Origin of the sequence: Aeromicrobium sp. CFBP 8757, from assembly GCF_014841755.1 — a bacterium.
Classification (GTDB): Bacteria; Actinomycetota; Actinomycetes; order Propionibacteriales; family Nocardioidaceae; genus Aeromicrobium.
Genome location: NZ_JACYUM010000013.1, coordinates 13068 through 33352 on the forward strand (window position 1 = coordinate 13068; position 20285 = coordinate 33352).

The 20285-nt window shown below is 71.3% G+C and carries 22 protein-coding genes; 20 read left to right on the forward strand and 2 right to left on the reverse strand.

What is annotated here, in order from left to right; translation table 11 throughout:
* Positions 1 to 90: 90 nt before the first annotated feature.
* Together IFT73_RS18200 and IFT73_RS18205 are read left to right on the forward strand one after the other, a co-directional pair.
* Positions 91 to 1971 (forward strand): anthranilate synthase family protein, encoded by a 1881-nt coding sequence (locus IFT73_RS18200; RefSeq protein ID WP_192168852.1) that lies wholly within the window; start codon positions 91 to 93, stop codon positions 1969 to 1971.
* A complete protein-coding gene (locus IFT73_RS18205; protein ID WP_056603787.1) occupies positions 1968 to 2399 on the forward strand; it encodes a DUF3293 domain-containing protein in 432 nt (143 codons plus the stop codon). The genes IFT73_RS18200 and IFT73_RS18205 overlap by 4 nt, the downstream gene beginning before the upstream one ends.
* 4 nt (positions 2400 to 2403) lie before the next feature.
* Here IFT73_RS18205 and IFT73_RS18210 read toward each other — a convergent pair whose 3' ends face one another.
* Positions 2404 to 2607, reverse strand: coding sequence for a DUF2945 domain-containing protein (locus IFT73_RS18210; protein WP_056603784.1), 204 nt, complete (start codon positions 2605 to 2607; stop codon positions 2404 to 2406).
* A gap of 65 nt (positions 2608 to 2672) precedes the next feature.
* Between IFT73_RS18210 and IFT73_RS18215 the strand changes: the two genes are divergently transcribed.
* Positions 2673 to 3491 carry a DNA polymerase beta superfamily protein gene (locus IFT73_RS18215; RefSeq protein WP_192168853.1) on the forward strand — a complete coding sequence of 273 codons (819 nt, stop codon included), beginning with the start codon at positions 2673 to 2675 and terminating at the stop codon, positions 3489 to 3491.
* A 25-nt stretch (positions 3492 to 3516) separates the two neighbouring features.
* On the opposite strand, the gene mftR is transcribed toward IFT73_RS18215, so the two are convergent.
* A complete protein-coding gene (gene mftR / locus IFT73_RS18220; RefSeq protein ID WP_192168854.1) occupies positions 3517 to 4107 on the reverse strand; it encodes a mycofactocin system transcriptional regulator in 591 nt (196 codons plus the stop codon).
* Between the two features lie 129 nt (positions 4108 to 4236).
* Here mftR and mftA point away from each other — a divergent pair, with 129 nt between their 5' ends.
* From mftA to IFT73_RS18305, 17 genes are all read left to right on the forward strand, one after another.
* Positions 4237 to 4353 carry a mycofactocin precursor MftA gene (gene mftA, locus IFT73_RS18730; protein WP_192168855.1) on the forward strand — a complete coding sequence of 39 codons (117 nt, stop codon included), beginning with the start codon at positions 4237 to 4239 and terminating at the stop codon, positions 4351 to 4353.
* A gap of 13 nt (positions 4354 to 4366) precedes the next feature.
* A complete protein-coding gene (gene mftB / locus IFT73_RS18230; protein WP_192168856.1) occupies positions 4367 to 4681 on the forward strand; it encodes a mycofactocin biosynthesis chaperone MftB in 315 nt (104 codons plus the stop codon).
* A complete protein-coding gene (gene mftC, locus IFT73_RS18235; protein WP_192168857.1) occupies positions 4678 to 5943 on the forward strand; it encodes a mycofactocin radical SAM maturase in 1266 nt (421 codons plus the stop codon). The genes mftB and mftC overlap by 4 nt, the downstream gene beginning before the upstream one ends.
* Positions 5944 to 5962: 19 nt before the next feature.
* Entirely contained in the window at positions 5963 to 7210 is a 1248-nt protein-coding gene (mftD, locus tag IFT73_RS18240; RefSeq protein ID WP_192168858.1) for a pre-mycofactocin synthase MftD, read from the forward strand.
* A gap of 1 nt (position 7211) precedes the next feature.
* On the forward strand, positions 7212 to 7925 hold the full coding sequence (mftE, locus tag IFT73_RS18245; protein WP_192168859.1) for a mycofactocin biosynthesis peptidyl-dipeptidase MftE: 714 nt from the start codon (positions 7212 to 7214) through the stop codon (positions 7923 to 7925).
* Entirely contained in the window at positions 7922 to 9337 is a 1416-nt protein-coding gene (gene mftF / locus IFT73_RS18250) for a mycofactocin biosynthesis glycosyltransferase MftF (protein ID WP_371811325.1), read from the forward strand. The genes mftE and mftF overlap by 4 nt, the downstream gene beginning before the upstream one ends.
* The gene (locus IFT73_RS18255; RefSeq protein WP_197984370.1) at positions 9289 to 10917 is read left to right on the forward strand and encodes a GMC family oxidoreductase N-terminal domain-containing protein; all 1629 of its coding nucleotides are present in this window, start codon (positions 9289 to 9291) and stop codon (positions 10915 to 10917) included. The genes mftF and IFT73_RS18255 overlap by 49 nt, the downstream gene beginning before the upstream one ends.
* 158 nt (positions 10918 to 11075) lie before the next feature.
* Entirely contained in the window at positions 11076 to 11771 is a 696-nt protein-coding gene (locus IFT73_RS18260) for a GntR family transcriptional regulator (RefSeq protein WP_192168860.1), read from the forward strand.
* The gene (locus IFT73_RS18265; protein ID WP_192168861.1) at positions 11768 to 12661 is read left to right on the forward strand and encodes an oxaloacetate decarboxylase; all 894 of its coding nucleotides are present in this window, start codon (positions 11768 to 11770) and stop codon (positions 12659 to 12661) included. The genes IFT73_RS18260 and IFT73_RS18265 overlap by 4 nt, the downstream gene beginning before the upstream one ends.
* The gene (locus IFT73_RS18270; protein ID WP_192168862.1) at positions 12658 to 14067 is read left to right on the forward strand and encodes a dihydroorotase family protein; all 1410 of its coding nucleotides are present in this window, start codon (positions 12658 to 12660) and stop codon (positions 14065 to 14067) included. The genes IFT73_RS18265 and IFT73_RS18270 overlap by 4 nt, the downstream gene beginning before the upstream one ends.
* Positions 14064 to 14738 carry an isochorismatase family protein gene (locus IFT73_RS18275; RefSeq protein WP_192168863.1) on the forward strand — a complete coding sequence of 225 codons (675 nt, stop codon included), beginning with the start codon at positions 14064 to 14066 and terminating at the stop codon, positions 14736 to 14738. Before IFT73_RS18270 ends, IFT73_RS18275 begins: the two co-directional genes overlap by 4 nt.
* Positions 14735 to 15049: a DUF1330 domain-containing protein gene (locus IFT73_RS18280; RefSeq protein ID WP_192168864.1), complete on the forward strand. Its 315-nt coding sequence runs from the start codon at positions 14735 to 14737 to the stop codon at positions 15047 to 15049. The genes IFT73_RS18275 and IFT73_RS18280 overlap by 4 nt, the downstream gene beginning before the upstream one ends.
* Positions 15050 to 15210: 161 nt before the next feature.
* Positions 15211 to 15585, forward strand: coding sequence for a cupin domain-containing protein (locus IFT73_RS18285; RefSeq protein ID WP_192168865.1), 375 nt, complete (start codon positions 15211 to 15213; stop codon positions 15583 to 15585).
* The gene (locus tag IFT73_RS18290; RefSeq protein WP_192168866.1) at positions 15582 to 16445 is read left to right on the forward strand and encodes an MBL fold metallo-hydrolase; all 864 of its coding nucleotides are present in this window, start codon (positions 15582 to 15584) and stop codon (positions 16443 to 16445) included. The genes IFT73_RS18285 and IFT73_RS18290 overlap by 4 nt, the downstream gene beginning before the upstream one ends.
* Positions 16446 to 16518: 73 nt before the next feature.
* The gene (locus IFT73_RS18295) at positions 16519 to 17661 is read left to right on the forward strand and encodes a sugar ABC transporter substrate-binding protein (protein ID WP_192168867.1); all 1143 of its coding nucleotides are present in this window, start codon (positions 16519 to 16521) and stop codon (positions 17659 to 17661) included.
* Positions 17662 to 17664: 3 nt separating this feature from the next.
* Positions 17665 to 19239 (forward strand): sugar ABC transporter ATP-binding protein, encoded by a 1575-nt coding sequence (locus tag IFT73_RS18300; RefSeq protein ID WP_192168868.1) that lies wholly within the window; start codon positions 17665 to 17667, stop codon positions 19237 to 19239.
* Complete coding sequence (locus IFT73_RS18305) at positions 19236 to 20276, forward strand: ABC transporter permease (protein ID WP_056603733.1); 1041 nt, start codon at positions 19236 to 19238, stop codon at positions 20274 to 20276. Before IFT73_RS18300 ends, IFT73_RS18305 begins: the two co-directional genes overlap by 4 nt.
* The last annotated feature ends 9 nt before the right edge of the window (positions 20277 to 20285 follow it).

Here is a 20285-nt window from a genome sequence, read left to right on the forward strand (position 1 = left end):
CCCAACGCCCAGACCGCCTCGCGCCGGCTCTGGGCATCGTTGTCTCACGACGCTCCTCGTCCGGCCGGGGCATGAACCGAAGGACCTGACATGACCGCCCTCGACGAGACCCTCGCCCAGCCCGCGTTCGCGCTGATCCGGGTGCGCGAGTCCGACACCGTCACGCTGGTCGGCGGGCCCCGCACCGATCTCGACGTCCTGGCCGACATCCCCGTCGGGACCGGCGCCGAGCGCGCGTGGGACCACCTCGTGCTGGTGCCGTACGCGCAGGCCCGCGAGCGCGGCTTCGAGGCGCACCAGGACGGGACGCCGCTGTCGGCGATCGAGATCCGGCACAGCGCCGAGGTGCCGCTGACCGAGCTGCTCGAGCTGCTGCCCGACGTGCCCGTCGAGTTCACCGACCGTGGCGGCTTCGAGACGTCCGACGACGAGTACGCCGGCATCGTCCGCCACATCATCGACGACGAGATCGGCCAGGGCGAGGGCGCCAACCTCGTCATCGGGCGCCACTACCGGGCGCAGGTCGCCGACTGGGGGCACGACGCGGCCCTCACGGTGTTCCGCCGGCTGCTCGAGCGCGAGCGCGGCGCCTTCTGGACGTTCCTGATCTTCACGGGCGACCGCTACCTGATCGGGGCGAGCCCCGAGCGCCACGTCAGCCTCGAGGCGGGCCAGGTGCGGATGAACCCCATCAGCGGGACGTTCCGCATGCGCGGGCTCGAGACGCACGCCGACCGCAAGCGCGAGCTGCTGTCGTTCCTGCAGGACGAGAAGGAGATCTACGAGCTCTTCATGGTCGTCGACGAAGAGCTCAAGATGATGTGCGACATCTGCCACGAGGGCGGTCTCGTGCTCGGCCCGTACCTCAAGCCGATGACGCACCTCGTGCACACCGAGTACCTGCTGGCCGGCCGCACGCACCGCGACGTCCGCGAGGTGCTGCGCGACTCGATGTTCGCCGCGACCGTGACGGGCAGCCCGGTCGAGAACGCCTGCCGCCTGATCAAGCAGTACGAGCCGGAGGGCCGCGGCTACTACGCGTCGGTCGCGGCGCTGATCGGCCGCGACGAGCAGGGCGAGCAGCGCGCCGACGCGCCGATCCTGATCCGCACGGCCGACGTCGACCTCGACGGCAACCTCAAGGTCACGGCGGGTGCGACGCTCGTGCGCGACTCCGACGCGGCCTACGAGACGACCGAGACGTGGGCCAAGGCGGGTGGCATCCTCAGCGCCTTCGGCCTGGTCGAGTCGGCTCCCGAGCCGGTCGACGGCTTCGACGCGTTCACGCGCGAGGACGAGGTCATCATCGCGCTGGGGTCGCGCAACCAGCGGCTCAGCCAGTTCTGGCTGACCGACCAGTCGGGCGCCGCGCCGGTGCCGTCGCTGGTCGGCAAGCGGGTCGTGATCGTCGACGGCGAGGACGACTTCGTCAACATGCTGTCGCACGTGTTCGGCGTGCTGGGCATGACGACCGACATCGTGCGTCACGACGCGCCGTCCCTCCAGCAGGGTGGCGACCGGGCGCTCGACGGCTACGACCTGGTCGTCGTGGGGCCCGGGCCGGGTGACCCCCGCGACCTCGCCGACCCGAAGATGGCGACGCTGCACGGCGTCGTGCGCGGGCTCCTCGATGCGGAGCGGCCGTTCCTCGCGGTGTGCCTCGGCCACCAGACGCTGAGCCATCAGATCGGGCTCGACCTGGTGTTCAAGGACATCGTCTTCCAGGGCACGCAGAGCCGCCTGACGGTGCTCGAGCGGCCCGAGACCGTCGGCTTCTACAACACGTTCGTGGCACGCGTGCCCGCCGCGGGCCTGCCCGACGGCGTCACGGTCGAGACCGATCCGGCGACCGGCGACATCCACCTGGTGGCCGGCCCGCACTACCGCGGCGTGCAGTTCCACGCCGAGTCGATCCTGACCCAGAACGGGTTCGGCATCCTGCGCGACCTCGTCACCGACCTTGTCGGATGATCGACGACCTCATCGCGGCGTACCGCGGGACGCGCTACGCCGTGCTCGGTGCCGACGGCGGCACGGTGGCCGAGGCGCTGATCGGCCGGCACGTGCCCGCGGTCGACGCGGTGCTGGACGCGCACGGGGCCCGGTCGGGCGTCTTCATCACGGCCTGGAACCCCCGCAGCGAACCGACCCACGACGACGTCAACGCCGACGCCCACGCCCGCATGGCGATGGCGCTCGCGAGCGACGGTCTGGTCGCGCTGCCGCACGCCGGTTTCGGGGAGGACCCGGCGTGGCGGGCCGAGCACGGCTTCTTCGTGCTCGACCTGCCCGAGGAGCAGGCCGTCGCTCTGGCCGTCGCGCACGAGCAGAACGCGGTCGTCGTCGTGGAGCGGGGCGAGGCGGCCCGGCTCGTGCTGACCAGCGTGCTGGACGCCTGAGGGGTCAGCCCTTCAGCGCGTTGAGCGCCGAGGCGGCGTGGGCCGCCTTGGCGCCGGTCTTGTCGCTCTCGACGACGAACTTCGGCTCGTCGTCGGACGCCGTGAACTTCTGCTTCGCGAGCTGGAAGTCCTTGGTCTTCTTCTCGACGATCTTCCCGTGGGTGCGTCCCTGCGGCGTGTCCCAGCTGACCTTGTCTCCGACCTTCATGCGTCCATCGTGCGTCAGGTCGGGGTGAGCCGCATCAGCACGCACGGTGCGGCTACCGTGGCCCGGTGCGCGCGATCCCCGACACCTTCGACGCGTCCGTCGTGACGGAGATCGGGGCGCGCCTCGCGGGAGTCGAGTCCGATCACGGTGTACGGATCCCGTGGGCGATCGAGAGCGGGAGTCGCGCGTGGGGCTTCCCGTCGCCGGACAGCGACTACGACTGCCGGTTCTTCTACGTCCGTGACGAGGACGCGTACCTCACGCCGTGGGTGCCGAGGGGCGTCATCGAGACGCCCCTCGACGAGGTCTTCGACGTCAACGGGTGGGACGTGCGCAAGGCCGTCGAGCTGCTGGCGCGCGGCAACGCGGTCGCCGTGGAGTGGCTGCGGTCGCCTCACGTCTACCGCGGCGACGAGGGCTTCCGCGACGCGATGCTCGACCTGGCCGACGAGATCGTCGACCGCTCGGCCGTCGGACGTCACTACACCCACGTGTGCCGGGGCCAGTGGGAGCGGTACGGCGACGAGACCGAGATGCCGTTGAAGCGGCTCTTCTACGCGCTGCGCCCGGCCGCGTGCGTGCGGTGGCTCGAGGCGCACCCCGCCGCGGCGACCCCGCCCATGCAGCTGCAGGTTCTCCTGGAGCAAAGTGGCGCGACGGAGGCGGTGGTCCGCCTGGTCGACGAGCTGGTCGAGGTGAAGTCGCGGACGCGCGAGATGGGGGTCGGCGCGGCACCGGCCGAGCTGAAGGCGTACGTAGCGGACGCGCTGACGCGGGGGCTGGCGATATTCGGGGACGTCGCCCCGGCCCCGCTGGTCGACGTGCGCGCGCGTGCGGCCGACGCGTTCAGGGACCTCGTCCGCACGTACGGCCCGACGTCGTGACGACGCGATCGGGTTCGCGACGCGGTCACGCCAGGTGGTCGCGCAGACCGGCCATCGCCGAGTCGAGGAGGTCGAGCAGGTCGGACTCCTCGTGGGCGAGCCAGAACTCGTACGCCGACAGCGCCAGGGCCAGGCTGACGTGGCCGACCGTGACGGGCAGCAGGTCGCCGGGCGACAGGCCCGTGCGCTGCGCGACGTGGTCGGCGATGACGCCCCGCCACTGCGCGTAGCGCAGCACCGAGTGCGCCTGCAGGGCCGGCGTCGAGAGGATCAGGCCCATGCGGCGGCGGTGCTGGGGGGCGGCCTGCGGGCCGAAGTCGTTGAACCGCAGCATCGCCTGGTGCACGCTCTCGTGCAGGGGCAGCCCGGGCGGCGAGTCGGCGAGGATCTCGCGGAAGTGGTCGAGGCTGTCGGCGAAGCGGCCCCACGGGATGTCGTTCTTGGAGTCGAAGTACCGGAACAGCGTGCGACGGCCGATGCCGACCGACTCGGCGATCGCCTCGACCGTCGTCTCGGCGAATCCGCGCTCGTCGAACAGTCGGAACGCGGCCTCCTCGATCTCCTCGTGGGTCGTCGCGACCGGACGTCCTCGGGTCGGTCGCGGTCGCTGGTCCACCGGGGCAACCTACCAATCCGGCGTCCACGCCATCAGATGTCAACAGTTGGCAATTCTTTGGTAGAAACTCTCGACTTTTGGCCCTGAGTGTCATTACTGTGTGTCGCACACCACTACCGAGGAGCGAGCATGAGCATCGAGACCCCCGCGACCGAGGTCGCCGAGACCGTCCAGACCGACACCACCGTCACCGCCGAGTCGCTGATCGAAGAGGTCTCGATCGACGGCATGTGCGGCGTCTACTGAGTCGCCGACCGACATGACCGAGACGATCGAGATGCTCGACGAGGCCTGGGCGCTGTCGCCCGCCGTGGCGCTGCGCCCCGAGCCGTTCGGCGCGATGGCCTACCACTTCGGCAACCGCAAGCTGACGTTCCTCAAGCGGATGCAGCTGGTCGACGTCGTGCGTGGTCTCGCCGGGTGCCCCGACGTCCGGTCGACGCTGCAGGCGGCCGACGTGCCCGAGTCCCAGTGGCCCGGGTACGTCGCCGCCCTGCACGGCCTCGCGGCCACCGACATGATCCGCCCCCGCCCGGCTCCGGCCGGCGCCACCAGTGAAGGTGCCGTCGCATGACGATCCTGGAATCCCGTCCCGTCACCGCCCGCCCCGAGGGCGGCAGCCTGATCGAGCAGTTCGAGCTCGGCCTCGACGCCCCCATCTGCCTGACGTGGGAGCTGACCTACGCGTGCAACCTGGAGTGCGCGCACTGCCTCTCGTCGTCGGGCCGTCGCGACCCGCGCGAGCTCAGCACCGAGCAGTGCAAGGCCGTCATCGACGAGCTCCAGCGCATGCAGGTCTTCTACGTCAACATCGGTGGCGGCGAGCCGACGATCCGTCCCGACTTCTGGGAGCTGCTCGACTACGCCGTCTCGCACGACGTGGGCGTCAAGTTCTCGACCAACGGCGTGCGGCTCAACCCCGAGCGGGCGCGCTTCCTGGCCTCGACCGACTACGTCGACGTGCAGATCTCGCTGGACGGCGCGACGCCCGAGGTCAACGACTACGTCCGCGGCCCCGGCTCGTACGACACCGCCATCACCGCGTTGAAGAACCTGCAGGACGCGGGGTTCGAGGACGCCAAGATCTCGGTCGTCTGCACCCGTCAGAACATCGGCCAGCTCGACGAGTTCAAGGCCATCGCCGACCAGTACGGCGCGACGCTGCGCCTGACGCGCCTGCGTCCGTCGGGTCGCGGCGCCGACGTGTGGGACGAGCTGCACCCGCTGCCCGAGCAGCAGCGCGAGCTGTACGACTGGCTGGTCGCCAACGGCGAGAACGTGCTGACGGGCGACTCGTTCTTCCACCTGTCGGCGTTCGGCGTGGCCGACGGCGGGGGAGCCCTGCCGGGGCTCAACCTGTGCGGCGCGGGCCGTGTCGTGTGCCTGATCGACCCGATCGGCGACGTGTACGCGTGCCCCTTCGCGATCCACGACAACTTCCTGGCCGGCAACGTGCTGACCGACGGCGGCTTCGAGACCGTCTGGCAGCGGTCCGAGCTGTTCAACGAGCTGCGCTCGCCCCAGACGTCCGGGGCGTGCACGTCGTGCGCGTTCTTCGACGCGTGCCGCGGCGGCTGCATGGCCGCCAAGTTCTTCACCGGCCTGCCGCTGGACGGCCCCGACCCCGAGTGCGTCCGCGGCTTCGGCGAGGACGCCCTCGCCTCGGGCGACCGCGTGCTGCCCGAGCAGGGCAAGGACCACTCGAAGAAGAACCCCACCCGCAACCAGCCCGTGATGCTGACGCTGTCGCGCCGCGACGACGCCCTGGAGATCCAGCGCAGCGGCCCTCCCGTGTCGGCCTGCGCCGAGAACCCGCTCGCCGGCTTCACCCTCTAGCACCAGAAACGAGAACCTGATGTCGAAGAACCCCTGGGCCCAGAATCCCTGGTTCGAGTCCGTCGCCGTCGCCCAGCGTCGTGCGAAGAAGCGTCTGCCGTCGTCGGTGTACGGCGCGCTCGTGGCCGGTTCGGAGCGCGGTCAGTCGACCGCGGACAACGAGGCCGCGTTCATGGAGCTGGGCTTCGCCCCGCACGTGGCCGGGCACCAGCCCGAGCGGTCGATGGCCACGTCGGTCATGGGTCAGCCGATCTCGCTGCCCGTCATCATGTCGCCGACCGGCGTGCAGGCCGTTCACCCCGACGGTGAGGTCGCCGTCGCCAAGGCCGCGGCGTCGCGGGGGACCGTCATCGGCCTGAGCAACTTCGCCTCGCGCTCGGTCGAGGAGGTCGTCGCCGCCAACCCGCAGACGTTCTTCCAGATGTACTGGACGGGTGACCGGGACGTCATGATCCAGCGCATGCAGCGCGCCCACGCCGCCGGAGCCGTCGGCCTGATCGCGACGCTCGACTGGTCGTTCTCGATGGGCCGCGACTGGGGCAGCCCCGAGATCCCCGAGAAGGTCGACTTCAGGACTGCGCTGAAGTTCGCCCCCCAGGTCATCCGCAAGCCGCGCTGGCTCGCGTCGTTCGCCAGCGACCTGCCCGACCTGACGGCACCCAACCTCGCCGCACCCGGCCAGGCCAAGGGCCCGACGTTCTTCGGCGCCTACTACGAGTGGATGAGCACCCCGCCGCCCACGTGGGACGACGTGCAGTGGATGCGCGAGCAGTGGTACCAGCTCAGCGGCATGCCGTTCATGCTCAAGGGCGTGTGCCGGGTCGACGACGCCCGCCGTGCCGTCGACCTCGGCGTCGACGCGATCTCGGTGTCGAACCACGGCGGCAACAACCTCGACGGCACCCCGGCCCCCATCCGCACCCTGCCGGCGGTCGCCGACGCGGTCGGTGACCAGATCGAGGTGCTGCTCGACGGCGGCATCCGCCGCGGCAGCGACGTCGTCAAGGCCGTCGCGATGGGCGCCCGCGCCGTCATGATCGGCCGGGCCTACCTGTGGGGCCTCGCGGCCAACGGCGAGGCCGGCGTCGGCAACGTCCTGGACATCCTGCGCGGCGGCATCGACTCGTCGCTGCTCGGCATGGGCCTGTCCTCGATCGACCAGCTCGACCGCGACATGCTCGTCGTCCCCCAGGGCTTCGAGCGCCACCTGGGCGCTGCCGTCACCTCGGCCGTGCCCGACGACGTCGCGGCGACGGCAACGGCCTGAGATGACGAGGCTCGCCGACACCACGTGGACCGAGGTCCCGGCGCGTCCGCTGGTCCTGGTGCCGGTCGGCTCGATCGAGCAGCACGGTCCGCACCTGCCGCTCGACACCGACACCGTGATCGCCGAGGCGGTCGCGCGCGGTGCGGCGGACGCCGCGGGCGGTGACGTGCTCGTCGCGCCGGCACTGTCGTACGGGTCGAGCGGCGAGCACCAGGCCTTCGCCGGCACCTGCTCGATCGGCACCGAGGCGCTGCACCACGTGGTCGTCGAGCTCGTGCGGTCGCTGTCGACCTGGGCGGGGCCGGTCGTCTTCGTGAACGCGCACGGGGGCAACCTGATGGCGCTGACCACCGCCGTCGTGCAGCTGCGCGACGAGGGGCACGACGTCTCGTGGCTGCCGTGCGCCACCGAGGACGTCGACCTGCACGCCGGCCTCACCGAGACCTCTCTGATGCTGTGCCTGCGGCCCGCGTCGGTGCGGCTCGACCGTGCGGAGCCGGGCGACACCCGACCCCTGCGCGAGATCCTGCCGACCCTGATGCAGGGCGGGGTGGCCGCGGTCTCGGCGAACGGCGTCCTCGGCGACCCGACCGGTGCCGACGCCGAGCGCGGCGCAGACGTCCTCGCGACGATGGTGCGCCAGACGGTCGAGGCACTGTCGGACGGTGTCGTCGACGCCCGGGGCAGGATCGGGCTCGCCGAGCGGACGTCGTGAGCCCCGAGCCGCGCGGCGTCGAGCTCCCGGTGGGGTTCGTGGTCCGGCTGCACGACGACGTCGTCCCGGGTGCGGTGCTACGCCGCGGCACGCGGGTGCTGCGGATGTCGCCCGCGGCCCTCGCGATGATGTCGGGCGGCACGGTCACGGTGACCGATGCCGGCAGCGCCGCGCTGGCCGGACGGCTCCTCGACCTCGACCTGGCGGTCCCCGTCCTCGACGAGGTAGGGGATGACGTCGCCGCGTTGCTGGCGCAGGTGACCGTGGTGGTGCCGGTGCGCGACCGTCCGGCGGGCGTCGACCGCCTGCTGTCGTCGCTGCGGCCGGCGCTGCGCTGCGTCGTGGTCGACGACGGCTCGATCGACGCCCGGGCGCTGGCGGACGTCGCCGAGCGCCACGGCGCCGAGCTGTTGCGGCTCGACGTCAACCGCGGACCGTCCGCGGCACGCAACGCCGGCCTGCGGATCGTGTCGACCCCGCTCGTGGCCTTCGTCGACTCCGACGTGGAGGTGACGGCCGACGCCGTCGCGGGGCTCGTGGCCCACACGGCCGATCCCGCCCTGGCCGCGGTCTCGGCGCGCGTGCGCTCGCGCGGCGGGCAACGGTGGTTCGAGCGGTACGAGGACGCGCACGGATCGCTCGACCTCGGTCCCGTGCCGGCGACGGTCAGGCCGTGGTCGGCCGTCTCCTACGTGCCCACCGCATGCCTGCTGGCGCGCGTCGACGCGCTGGGGGCGGGTTTCGACGAGGCGATGACCAGCGGCGAGGACGTCGACCTGGTGTGGCGGCTGCTGGGGGAGGGGCGCCGGGTCCGGCACGCGGCCGACGTCGTGGTGTGGCACCACGGACGCACGACGCTGCCGAGCTGGCTGGGACGCAAGTGGTTCTACGGGACGAGCGCGGCGTCGTTGTCGCGTCGGCACGGCGAGCTCGTCACCCCTGCGGTGCTGACGCCGGGAGCGGCCGCCCTGATCGGCGCCGCGCTGGTGCAGCGCCGCTGGGCGTCCGCTATCGCGGCGGGCGTCGTCGCGCGCATGCTCGCGACGACGCCCGGGGGCGTCACGCCGACGGAGCGCGTCGCGATCGTCGCGGGGTCGGTGCGCACCACGTCCGCCCAGGGTGCGGCCCTGGCCCTGCGCCACTGGTGGCCCGTGGCGGCTGCGGCGTGCGTCGTCTCGCGTCGGGCCCGCCGGTTCGTCGCGGTCGCGGGGGCGGCGGACGCCGTCGTCGCCCGTGCCCGGGCCGACACCACGCTCGACGTGGGCCGGTTCGCGCTCGCCCGGCGTCTCGACGACGTCGCGTACGGCACGGGCGTGTGGAGCGGTGCGGCGCGCGACCGGTCCGTGCGCTGCCTGCTGCCGCAGTGGATCACCCCGCGGCGGGTGTCGCCGCGGCGCGCGGGGCCGTCATGAGCCACGACGTCGTCGTGGTGGGCGCGGGCGCGGCCGGTTGCGTGCTGGCCGAGCGGCTCTCGGCCGATCCGTCGGTGCGGGTGCTGCTGGTCGAGGACGGCGGGCGCGCGCGCGACCCGCTGCTCGCGGTGCCGCGCGCGTTCCCCGTGACGCTGCGGTCGGCGCGCCACACGCGCACGTATCCGACGGGGCCGTCGGCGGGAGTGCCCGCCGAGGCCTGGACCCGGGGCCGCGGGCTGGGCGGGTCGACGTCGATCAACGGCCTGATGTGGGTGCGCGGCGCCCCCGCCGACTTCGAGACGCTCGAGCGGGCGGGCGGTCCCGGGTGGGGGCCGGACGCCTTCCTGCGCGCGTACCGCGCCATCGAGGACCACGCCCTCGGTGCGTCGGCGACGCGGGGCGCGGGCGGGCCGGTGCACGTGTCGGTCCCGCTGGTGCCCGACACCGTGACGGACGCCGTGCTGGCGGGCGCCCGGGCGGTCGGGCTCCGCGAGGTCGACGACTTCAACGACTCGGACGACGAGCGCATCGGCCGGGCACCGGCCACGATCCTGCGCGGCCGCCGGGTCAGCGCGGCCACGGCCTTCCTGTCGGTGGCGCGGGGGCGTCCCAACCTGACGATCGTGACCGGCGCCCGCGTCGAGCGCGTCCTCCTGGAGGGCGACCGCGCGGTGGGGGTGTCGATCGTCCGCGGCACGCATCGCGAGGAGGTGAGGGCGCGTCGCGAGGTCGTCCTGGCCGCCGGGACGATCGAGAGCCCCCTGCTGCTCGAGCGGTCGGGCATCGGCGACCCGGCGGTGCTCGCCGACGCCGGCGTGCGCCTGCGGGTCGAGCGGCCCCGGGTGGGCGAGGGCGTCATCGAGCAGCGGGCCGTCAGCATGCAGGTCAGGTTCGCCGATCGTCGCGGGCTCACCGAGCGGCTCAACACCCGGCCGCGGTTGGCACGCGAGGCGCTCTCGTACCTCGCGACGCGGCGCGGACCCATCGCGTCCAGCGGCTACGACGTCGTCAGTGCCTTCCGGTCCGACCCGGGGAGCGAGCGCCCGGACGCCCAGGGCGTCTGGGTGCCGATGGCCCTCGACGAGACGTCAGACCGCATGCAGCTGGCGCCCTACTCGGGCCTGCTCTTCACGGGCTGGGCGATCCGCCCGACGACGCCCAGCTCGATCCACCTGGCGCCGGCGGGATCGGCGGGCCCCGCCATCGCTCCCCGCTACCTGCTCGACCCGGCCGAGCAGGCGACGACGGGCGGGATCCTGGCCCACGCCCGGGCCGTGGTGGCGGCGTCCGCCCTGGCCGACGTCGTGGAGCGCGAGGTCTTCCCGGGCCCGGACGTCTCGTCGCCGGCGCAGGTCGTCGAGCACGCCCGCGCCCACGGCGGCGGCATCTACCACGCGGTCGGATCGTGCGCGATGGGCCCGGACGACGACGCCGTCGTCGACGCCGACCTGCGGGTGCGGGGCGTCCGCGGCCTGCGGGTCGTCGACGCGTCGGTGCTGCCCCACCAGGTGTCGGGCAACTCCGCCGCCCCGGTCATGGCCCTGGCGTGGCTGGCGTCCGAGCGCGTGCGGGGGTCCTAGGACCGTCTCCGTCCAACTGTTGACAGTTGACAAAGATCGGCGTCACAATAGGACGAGCGCGGGAATGTCCAGACCGCGGTGGCCACGGCTTGAGGGCAGAATCGAACGACATGTCCCCCAGCCATCGGCCGTCCCCGGACGGTCCGTGAGGAGCAACTGTGAGTGATGAAGCCGGCGCGGCCCTGACGCGCGATGGCACGTTCTCCCGACGCACCGAGATCGTGATCCGCGACATGATCCTGGACGGCACGATCCCCCCGGGCGAGCGGCTGAACGAGGTCGCGCTCGCGTCCGCGCTCGGCATCAGCCGCGGCCCGCTGCGCGAGGCGATCCAGCGACTGGCCGGTGAGGGTCTGCTGACGGTGATCAGTCACCGAGGCGCCTTCGTCCGGACGTTCGAGGCCCGCGAGCTCGACGAGCTGTACGACATGCGGTGCGCGTTCGAGATGTACGCGGTGCGCCTGATCTGCCGGCGCGCGGACGACGAGCAGCTCGGCGACCTGGCCGCCTTCGTCACCGACACGGGGCTCGCGATGGACGACTCGAACGGCCGCTACCCCGCCGACCGCGACTTCCACCGTCGCCTGCTGGCGCTGGCCGGCAACACGACCCTCGAGCGCGCCGCCCTCGACACCCAGGCCCAGATATCGCTGGCCCGGTCGATGTCGGCCCAGGCGCCCAGCCGCGCCAAGGCCGCGCTCGACGAGCACCAGGCGATCGTCGACGCGCTGCGCAGCCGCGAGCCCGACGTCGCGGTGCGCCTGGTCCAGCAACACCTCGAGCACGCCCGGAGCGGCGCCCTTGCCGCCCTCGGCTTCACCGACGATCCTCGAAAGGGGAATGAGACCCCATGACCGAAACCCCCGGCCTCCGCGCGCTCATCGAGCAGGCCACCTCACCGATCCTGTTGCCGGGAGCGCCGAACGCGCTCACGGCCCGCGTCATCGAGCAGGCAGGATTCGGAGCCGTCTACGTCTCCGGGGCCGGGGTCACCAACACGTACCTGGGCATGCCCGACCTGGGGCTGATGTCGGTCACCGAGCTGGTCGGCCACGTCGCCGCGATGGCGGAGTCGGTCTCGATCCCGCTGGTGGTCGACGCCGACACGGGCTTCGGCAACGCGCTCAACGTGCAGCGGACGGTGCGCCAGCTCGAGCGGGCGGGCGCCTCGGCGATCCAGCTCGAGGACCAGGTCAGCCCGAAGAAGTGCGGGCACTTCGCCGGCAAGGACGTCGTCTCGATGCAGGAGATGGTCGGCAAGGTCAAGGCCGCGGTCGACGCGCGCCTCGACGACGACCTGCTGATCATCGCGCGCACCGACGCGCTGTCGACCGAGGGCCTCGACGCCGCCTGTGAGCGTGCCGCGGCCTACTCCGAGGCCGGCGCCGACATCCTGTTCATCGAGGCACCCACGACGACCGAGCAGATGGCGCACATCGTGCGCACCGTGCCCGGCATCCACATGGCCAACATGGTCGAGGGCGGGCTCACCCCGTTGACGTCCCGCGACGAGCTCGGCGAGCTCGGCTTCTCGATCGCCCTGTACGCCAACGCCGCCATGCGGGGAGCGGTCTCGGGCATGCGGCAGGTCATGGACCATCTGCGCGTGCACGGCGACACCCTCGCCGCGGCCGACCTGATGATCAGCTGGTCCGACCGGCAGGCGCTCGTGCGCAAGCCCGAGTTCGACGAGCTCGACCGCCGCTACGCCGCCGACCTGCCCGCGCAGGGGGTGACCGCATGACGATCCACGACCTGCGCCTCTCGGGGGGCCGCGTCTACCTGCACGGCACCGGGACCGCCGACGTCGACCTGCTGGTCACCGACGGCCTGGTCGCCGGCATCGTCTCGCGCGACTCCGATGCCGAGGCGCGTGAGACCGTCCAGCTCGACGGCAAGCTGGTGCTGCCCGGCGCGATCGACCCCCACGTGCACCTGGGCAAGGACATCCGCGTCCCGCGCGCCCCCGACGACGCCCGGCTCGAGACCGCGTCCGCCGCGGCCGGCGGCATCACGTCGATGCTGGTCTACCTGATGAGCGGCGAGCCGTACGAGACCGTCGTGCCGGGCGCCCAGGCCGTCATGGAGCAGGACTCCTACGTCGACTTCGGCTTCCACATCTGCGTCGGCACCGACGACCACGTGCACGACATCCCGGCCTACATCCGCGAGTTCGGCATCTCGAGCTTCAAGTTCTTCATGAACTTCAAGGGCGACGAGGGCAAGTACCTCGGGCTGCCGGGCAACGACGACGGATACATGTACGACGTGCTCGGCATGGCCGCCGACAACGGCGCCATGATCAACCCGCACCCCGAGAACATCGAGCTGGTCTGGAAGCTCAAGAACCGCCCGATCGACGAGTCGCGCGGACCGCTCAGCGCGTGGAACCAGTCGCGTCCCTCGTTCGTCGAGGCCGAGGCGGTGCAGCGCGTCGCCTACATGGCCCAGATCACGGGGGCCTCGGTGTACGCCGTGCACACCAGCAGCCAGCTCGCGCTCGAGGCGATGGAGCGTCAGCGTCGCTCGTACGAGAACCTCTTCGTCGAGACCTGCACGCAGTACCTGACCCTGACGACGGACGCGCAGTGCGGCACCTACGGCAAGGTCAACCCGCCGATCCGCGAGCGCGCCGACCTCGAGGCCCTCTGGACGGGCCTGGCCGAGGGGCGCGTCGACACGGTCGGATCCGACCACAACGCACGCCACCGCTCGTTCAAGGAGAAGGACGTGTGGACGGCATCGGCCGGTTTCCCCGGCACCGGCGGCGTCCTGCCGCTGACGCTCACCGAGGGTCTGCGGCGCGGGGTGCCGCTCGAGCGCCTGGTCGACGCGACGTCGACGCGCTCGGCCAAGCTGTTCGGGATATACCCCCAGAAGGGGACGATCCGCGTGGGCTCGGACGCCGACCTCGCGATCGTCGACCTCGACGGCAGCTACACGATCAATGCCGCCACGCAGCACTCCGGCGCCGACTACACGCCGTGGGAGGGCACCGAGGTGCCCCTCAGCGTGGTGCACACGATCGTCCGCGGGGTGTTCGCCGTGCGTGACGGTCAGCTGGCCGACCAGACGACCGGACGGTACCTGCGCCGCGAGCGCAGCGGTGCCGACGCCCTCGCCGCCGCAGAGAAGGATGCCGACGCATGACCGAGATCATCGACCCCCTGACGCGTGAGCGCTACGACGCGGCCGGCTTCGGTCGTCCCGTCGGGCTCGGCAAGCGCCCTGGACTGCTCATCATCGACGTGCAGTACCGCACGACCGGCACGGCTCCCGCGCCGTTCGACGAGGCCATCGGCGAGTTCACGACGAGCTGCGGCGAGGTCGCGTGGGACGCGGTGGGCAACATCGCCCAGCTGCTCGCGCTGTTCCGCGAGAAGGGCTGGCCGGTCCTCTACCCGTACGTCGCCCCCAAGAAGGCGTTCGACGCCGGAGCGCTGGGCGCGAAGGTGCCGGGGATCATGGACATCCCCGACAAGGGGTACGAGTTCCACCCCGACATCGCGCCGCTCGAGGGCGAGATCCTGCTGCCCAAGCGTCATCCCAGCGCGTTCTTCGGCACGCCGCTGCTGAGCTACCTGGTGCAGGCCGGCATCGACTCGCTCGTCGTGACGGGCTGCTCGACGTCGGGCTGCGTCCGCGGCAGCGCGGTCGACGCGTTCTCGTACAACTACAAGGTCGCGGTGCCGTCCGACGCGGTCTACGACCGCAGCCCGCTCGTGCACGAGGTCAACCTGTTCGACATGGGGCAGAAGTACGCCGACGTGTCGACGACCGCCGACCTGCTGGCCTCGCTGCGAGAGATCGGCGACCGGTGACGTCCGGGCCGGGCTACATCGTCGCCGAGGTCACGGTGCACGACGCCGAGACGTACGACCAGTACGTCGAGCGGAGCGGCCCCGTGCTGGAGAAGTACGGCGCCCGGCTGCTGGCGCACGCCTTCCCGGCAGCCGGCGAGCTGATCGTGAAGGAGGGCGGACGCACGTTCGAGCGCCTCGTGATCGTGCAGTTCGAGAGCCTCGACCGGGTCACGGAGTTCTACCACTCGCCCGACTACCAGGCCGTGATCGGCCTGCGCCACGACGCGGCCGAGTCGCACGTCTACCACCTGGCCGGCGTCGACTCCTGACGTCGCCGGACGCCCGGCCGCCCCTCCCGAGGGGCGGCCGTTTCGTCGTGCCCGGACGGTGCGAGAGACCGTTACACAACGTTTACTGAGAACTGTTGACAGTTTGCAGTTGACGCGACTAGCGTGACTCGCGTCATAGTCCGCCGACCGGAAGCAGATGCATGTACGCCAGCGCATGGGACCAGCTCCCCGAGGTCGAGGGTCTGCCCAACAACTTCCGCACCGCCGTCGCGGGGCGCGAGATGGGCGTCAACCAGATCCGCTGGGTGCACCCGACCGAGCTCCCGCCGCACACCCACGAGGACGCGGAGCAGGCCATCGTCATGCTCAGCGGCCGCATCGCGTTCACGATCGACGGCACCGAGCTGGAGCTGACCGCCGGCGACGTCTGCATCGTGCCGCGTGGCTCCGTGCACGGCGGCCACAGCATCGAGGGCGAGGCCGTGTTCGTCGAGGTGTTCGCGCCCCTGCGCATCGAGAACCTCGTCGGCTTCCTCGGCGGACCGTCCATGCCGAAGCAGGAGACCACCGCATGACCCTCCAGCAGATCACCTCGCGCGTCCACGTCGAGACCGCCCACCTGGGCAGCAACAACTCGATCGTCGTCGGCGACGACGGACTCGTCCTGGTCGACTCGCCGCACCGTCCCACCGACGCCATGCGGTGGAACGAGACCGTCTCGGCGTTCGGCGAGACCCGCTTCGTCGTCAACACCGACCACCACCCCGACCACACGATCGGCAACTTCTGGATGGGCGGCGAGGTCGTCTCGCACCGCGGCACCCGTGAGCGCCTGCTGACCGACGCCCCCACCGACGAGTACCTGCGCGACCTGTTCTCGCGCATCGACCCCGACGCCGTCGCGCTCGTGGACGACTACACGGTGCGCGTCCCGAACGTCGTGTTCAGCGACCGCCTCGACGTCCACGTCGGCGGGGCGAGCCTCGAGCTGACGTTCCGTCCCGGCCACACGGCCAACAGCCTCCTCGCCTGGTTCCCGCAGGACGCCGTGATCTTCACCGGCGACATCGTGTGCGAGGCCGGCCTGCCGTCGTTCCAGGACTCGCGCCTGTCGAACTGGTTCGACGCCATCGACGCGGTCGCCGAGTACGACTTCGAGTTCCTCGTCCCCGGTCACGGGGAGGTGGCCGACCGCGCGGTGGTCGACCACTACCGCCAGCTCGGCCGAGAGGTCGTGGCCGAGGTGGCCGCGGCGATCGCCGCCGGTCACGACCGCGACCAGGCGTGCGACGAGATCCGCTTCGAGGACAACATCCACGTCGACACGGACGACTACGTCGGCTACCCCGACTCGCTCGTCGAGATGTTCCAGCGGCGGTCGATCACCGTCATCTACGACGACCTGATGGAAGACCCCAGCCTCGCGAACCGATAGCAGACCATCCGAGACCCGAGCGAGCACGCAGCGTCACCGCCTCACCCCCACCCCCACCCCCTTTGGAGTACTGATGATCACCAAGAAGTTCTCGGCAGTCGCGGTCACCGCGGCCGCCCTGCTCATGCTGGGAGCCTGCGGCAGCAGCTCCTCGGACGGCGGATCCGGGTCGTCCGGCGACAGCAAGGCCGAGGTAGCGGCAGCGCAGAAGGCCGTGGACGAGGCCAAGGCCATCCCGAGCACCGACGACCTCGGTGACCCGATCGACGTCGCGTCGCTCAAGGGCAAGACCATCTACTCGATCCCGATCGACAGCAAGGCCGAGTTCTACTCGGTCGGCGAGAAGGCGATGAAGAAGGTCGCCGCCGAGGCGGGCGTCAACTTCGTGACCTTCCCGTCCGACGGCACGCAGACCTCGTTCCAGCAGGGCATCCAGCAGGCGATCAACGCCAAGGCCGGCGCCATCATGCTGAACGGTCCGCTCGCGGAGACCCTCGGACCCCAGATCGACGCCGCCAAGAAGGCCGGCATCCCGGTCATCCCCCTGCACCTCAGCGACAGCGAGGGCGACGGCACCCCGGGGCTCGAGTACGAGGCCTTCGCCCCGTTCAACCAGGCCGCCCGCCTGTTCACGCAGTACGCGATCGCCAACCTGAAGGGTGAGCCCGTCCACGCGCTCGTCATCCAGGTCTCCGAGACCGGCCCGTCCGAGGGCATGGTCAAGACGATCGAGGACACCCTCGAGAACGAGGCGCCGTCCGGCTCCAAGGCGACGGTCGTCAACGCCCCGGTCGCCCAGTGGTCGACCCAGGTCCAGGGCCTCGTGCAGTCGGCCCTCCTGAAGGACCCGAAGATCAACGCGGTCCTGCCGATCTACGACTCGATCGCGCTGTACGCCGCACCCGGCATCAAGCAGGCCGCGCCCAACCGCGACGTCAAGATCTACTCGTTCAACGGCACGCCGGCGATCCTGAAGATGGTCAAGGACGGCTCCGTGGCCGTCAACGTCGCCGAGAACCCCGACTGGGTCTCGTACGTCAACCTCGACGTCGCGTTCCGCGCCATGCTCGGCGTGCCGCCGATCAAGGGCGAGACCGGACCGCTGCGCCTGATCGACGCCTCCAACGTCGACGAGACCGGCAACCCGCCGGAGAGCGGCAAGGGCTTCGGCGACGAGTACCCGTCGGCGTTCCTCAAGCTCTGGGGCCTGGCGTAGTCCATGACGGTTCCCACGACGACCGTGGCGAGCAGCGGGGCGGCGACGCCCGCCCCGCTGCTCCGGGTCACCGGTCTCCACAAGTCCTTCAACGGCGTGCCCGCGCTGCGCGGCGTCGACCTCGACGTCCGCCCCGGTGAGGTGCACGGCCTGCTGGGTGCCAACGGCAGCGGCAAGTCGACCCTCATCAAGGTCCTCGCGGGCTTCCACGACGCCGACAGCGGCACGGTCAGCATCCACGGCCGCGACCTCAGCAGCCCCTTCGGTCCGCGTGGCCTCCGCGAGGAGGGTATGGGCTTCGTGCACCAGGACCTCGGCCTCGCGCCGGCCGGCACCGTGCTGGAGCACATGGCCCTCGACAACGTCGGCCACGCGAGTGGCTTCAGGCGGGTCGACTGGTCCGCCGAGCGCACCCGCGTCCGGGAGCTGCTCGACCGCTTCGAGGTCGAGGTCGACGTCGACGCGACGATCGACATGCTCACGCCGGTCCAGCGCGCGATGGTCGCGGTCGTCCGCGCCGTCGGGGGTCAGGAGCGCATCGCCGGGGGCGAGCGCCGTGGCCAGATCCTGGTGCTCGACGAGCCCACGGTCTTCCTGCCCCGCCACGAGGTCGGCATGCTGTTCGCCCTCCTCGACCGTCTTCGCGCAGCCGGCGACGCCGTGCTGCTCGTGAGCCACGACCTCGACGAGATCCTGCAGGTCACCGACCGCATCACGGTGTTCCGCAACGGCGAGACCGCCGGGACCCGCGACACCGCGGGCTCGACCCGCGACGACCTCGTGCAGCTGATCCTCGGCGCGCGCGACGAGCACGTCGCCAAGGGGGCGGCCGTCGTGCGCGACGACCGTCCGCCGCTGCTGTCCGCTCGCGGGCTGACCGGAGACCGTATCGTCGACCTCGACCTCGACCTGCACGCCGGCGAGGTCGTCGGCATCACCGGTCTGGCCGGATCGGGCTTCGAGGAGCTGCCCGGGCTGCTCTACGGCGTCAAGGCGCCCCGCGCCGGGGCCGTGGTGCAGGACGGCGCGACGATCACCGACCTGCGCCCCGCGGCGTCGATGGCGCGCGGCGTCATCCTGATCCCCGCCGACCGCAAGGGCCAGGGGGGCGTGCTGGGCCTGACGGTCATGGAGAACATGTCGCTGCCGTTCCTCACCCGCCGGGCCCGCGGCTTCCGCATCGACTGGAAGGCCATCCAGGTGCAGGCGCAGGAGGCGTGCGACCGGCTCAACGTCGTCCCGCCCCGGCCCGCCGCGCAGTTCGGCCACCTCAGCGGCGGCAACCAGCAGAAGGCGCTGCTCGGCAAGTGGCTCGACACCGCGCCGCGCGTCATGCTGCTCAGCGAGCCGACGCAGGGCGTCGACATCGGAGCCCGACGGGAGATCTTCAAGCTCATCCGCGCCGCCGTGGCCGAGGGCATGTCGGTCCTGTGCGCGACCTCCGACTACGAGCAGCTCGTCGAGATGGCCGACCGGGTCATCGTCCTCGACGAGGGCCGCATCCGCACCGAGATCCACGGGGACGACATCACCAAGGACGCACTCGCGTCCGCCGTCTATGCAGAGGAAGCGTCATGACCACCACTGATCCGGTGAAGACCACCGCCACCCCGAAGGCGTCGCGCAGGACGACGAAGCGGCCGGCCGAGCCGGAGCGCTTCGCGCTGCTCGGCGTGTGGGCCGTGCTGTTCCTCGTGTTCAGCCTCATCGTCCCCGAGACGTTCCCGACCACGGCGAACATCTCCAACATGCTCGGCTCCCAGGCCGTGCTGCTGGTGCTGGCGCTCGGACTCATCGTGCCCCTGCGGGCCGGCGACTACGACCTCTCGGTCGCGTCGACGCTGAACCTGTCGGCCGTCGTCGTGGCGGTGCTCAACGTCAACCAGGGCTGGAACATCTGGGCGGCGGTGATCGCCGCGATCCTCGTGAGCATGGTCGTGGGCGTCGTCAACGGGTTCATCATCACCCGCTTCGACATCGACCCGTTCATCGTGACGCTCGGCGTCGGCACGGTCGTGCAGGGCCTGATCTACCAGATCTCGAACTCGGTGACGATCACCGGCGTCGACCGCAAGCTGTCCGACACGATGCTGACCCAGCCGTTCCTCGCGATCCCCGTCGACTTCTACTACGCGATCGCCCTGTGCGTCCTGGTCTGGTACGTCTTCGACCACACCGCCTTCGGCCAGCGGCTGCTGTTCGCCGGTCAGAGCCGCGACGTGGCCCGCCTCAACGGCGTGAACGTCTCGGGCCTGCGCTGGGTGTCGATGATCATCTCGGCCGGTGTCGCGGGTGTGGCCGGCGTCATCTACGCCGGCACCACGGCCAGCGCCGACCCGACGTCCGGTGCCGCGTTCCTGCTGCCCGCGTTCGCGGCCTGCTTCCTCGGCTCGACGGTCCTCAAGATCGGTCGCTTCAACCCGTGGGGCACGCTGATCGCCGTGTACTTCCTGGTCACCGGCATCACCGGCCTGCAGCTCATGGGCGCGCAGCAGTACGTCCAGCAGCTCTTCTACGGTGGCGCGCTGGTCGTCGCCGTGATCATGTCCAAGCTCGTCAAGACGCGCGGCGAGCGTCGTCGTCAGGCCGAGGTCCGGCCGGACGTCCCGGCCTGAGCACTGTCC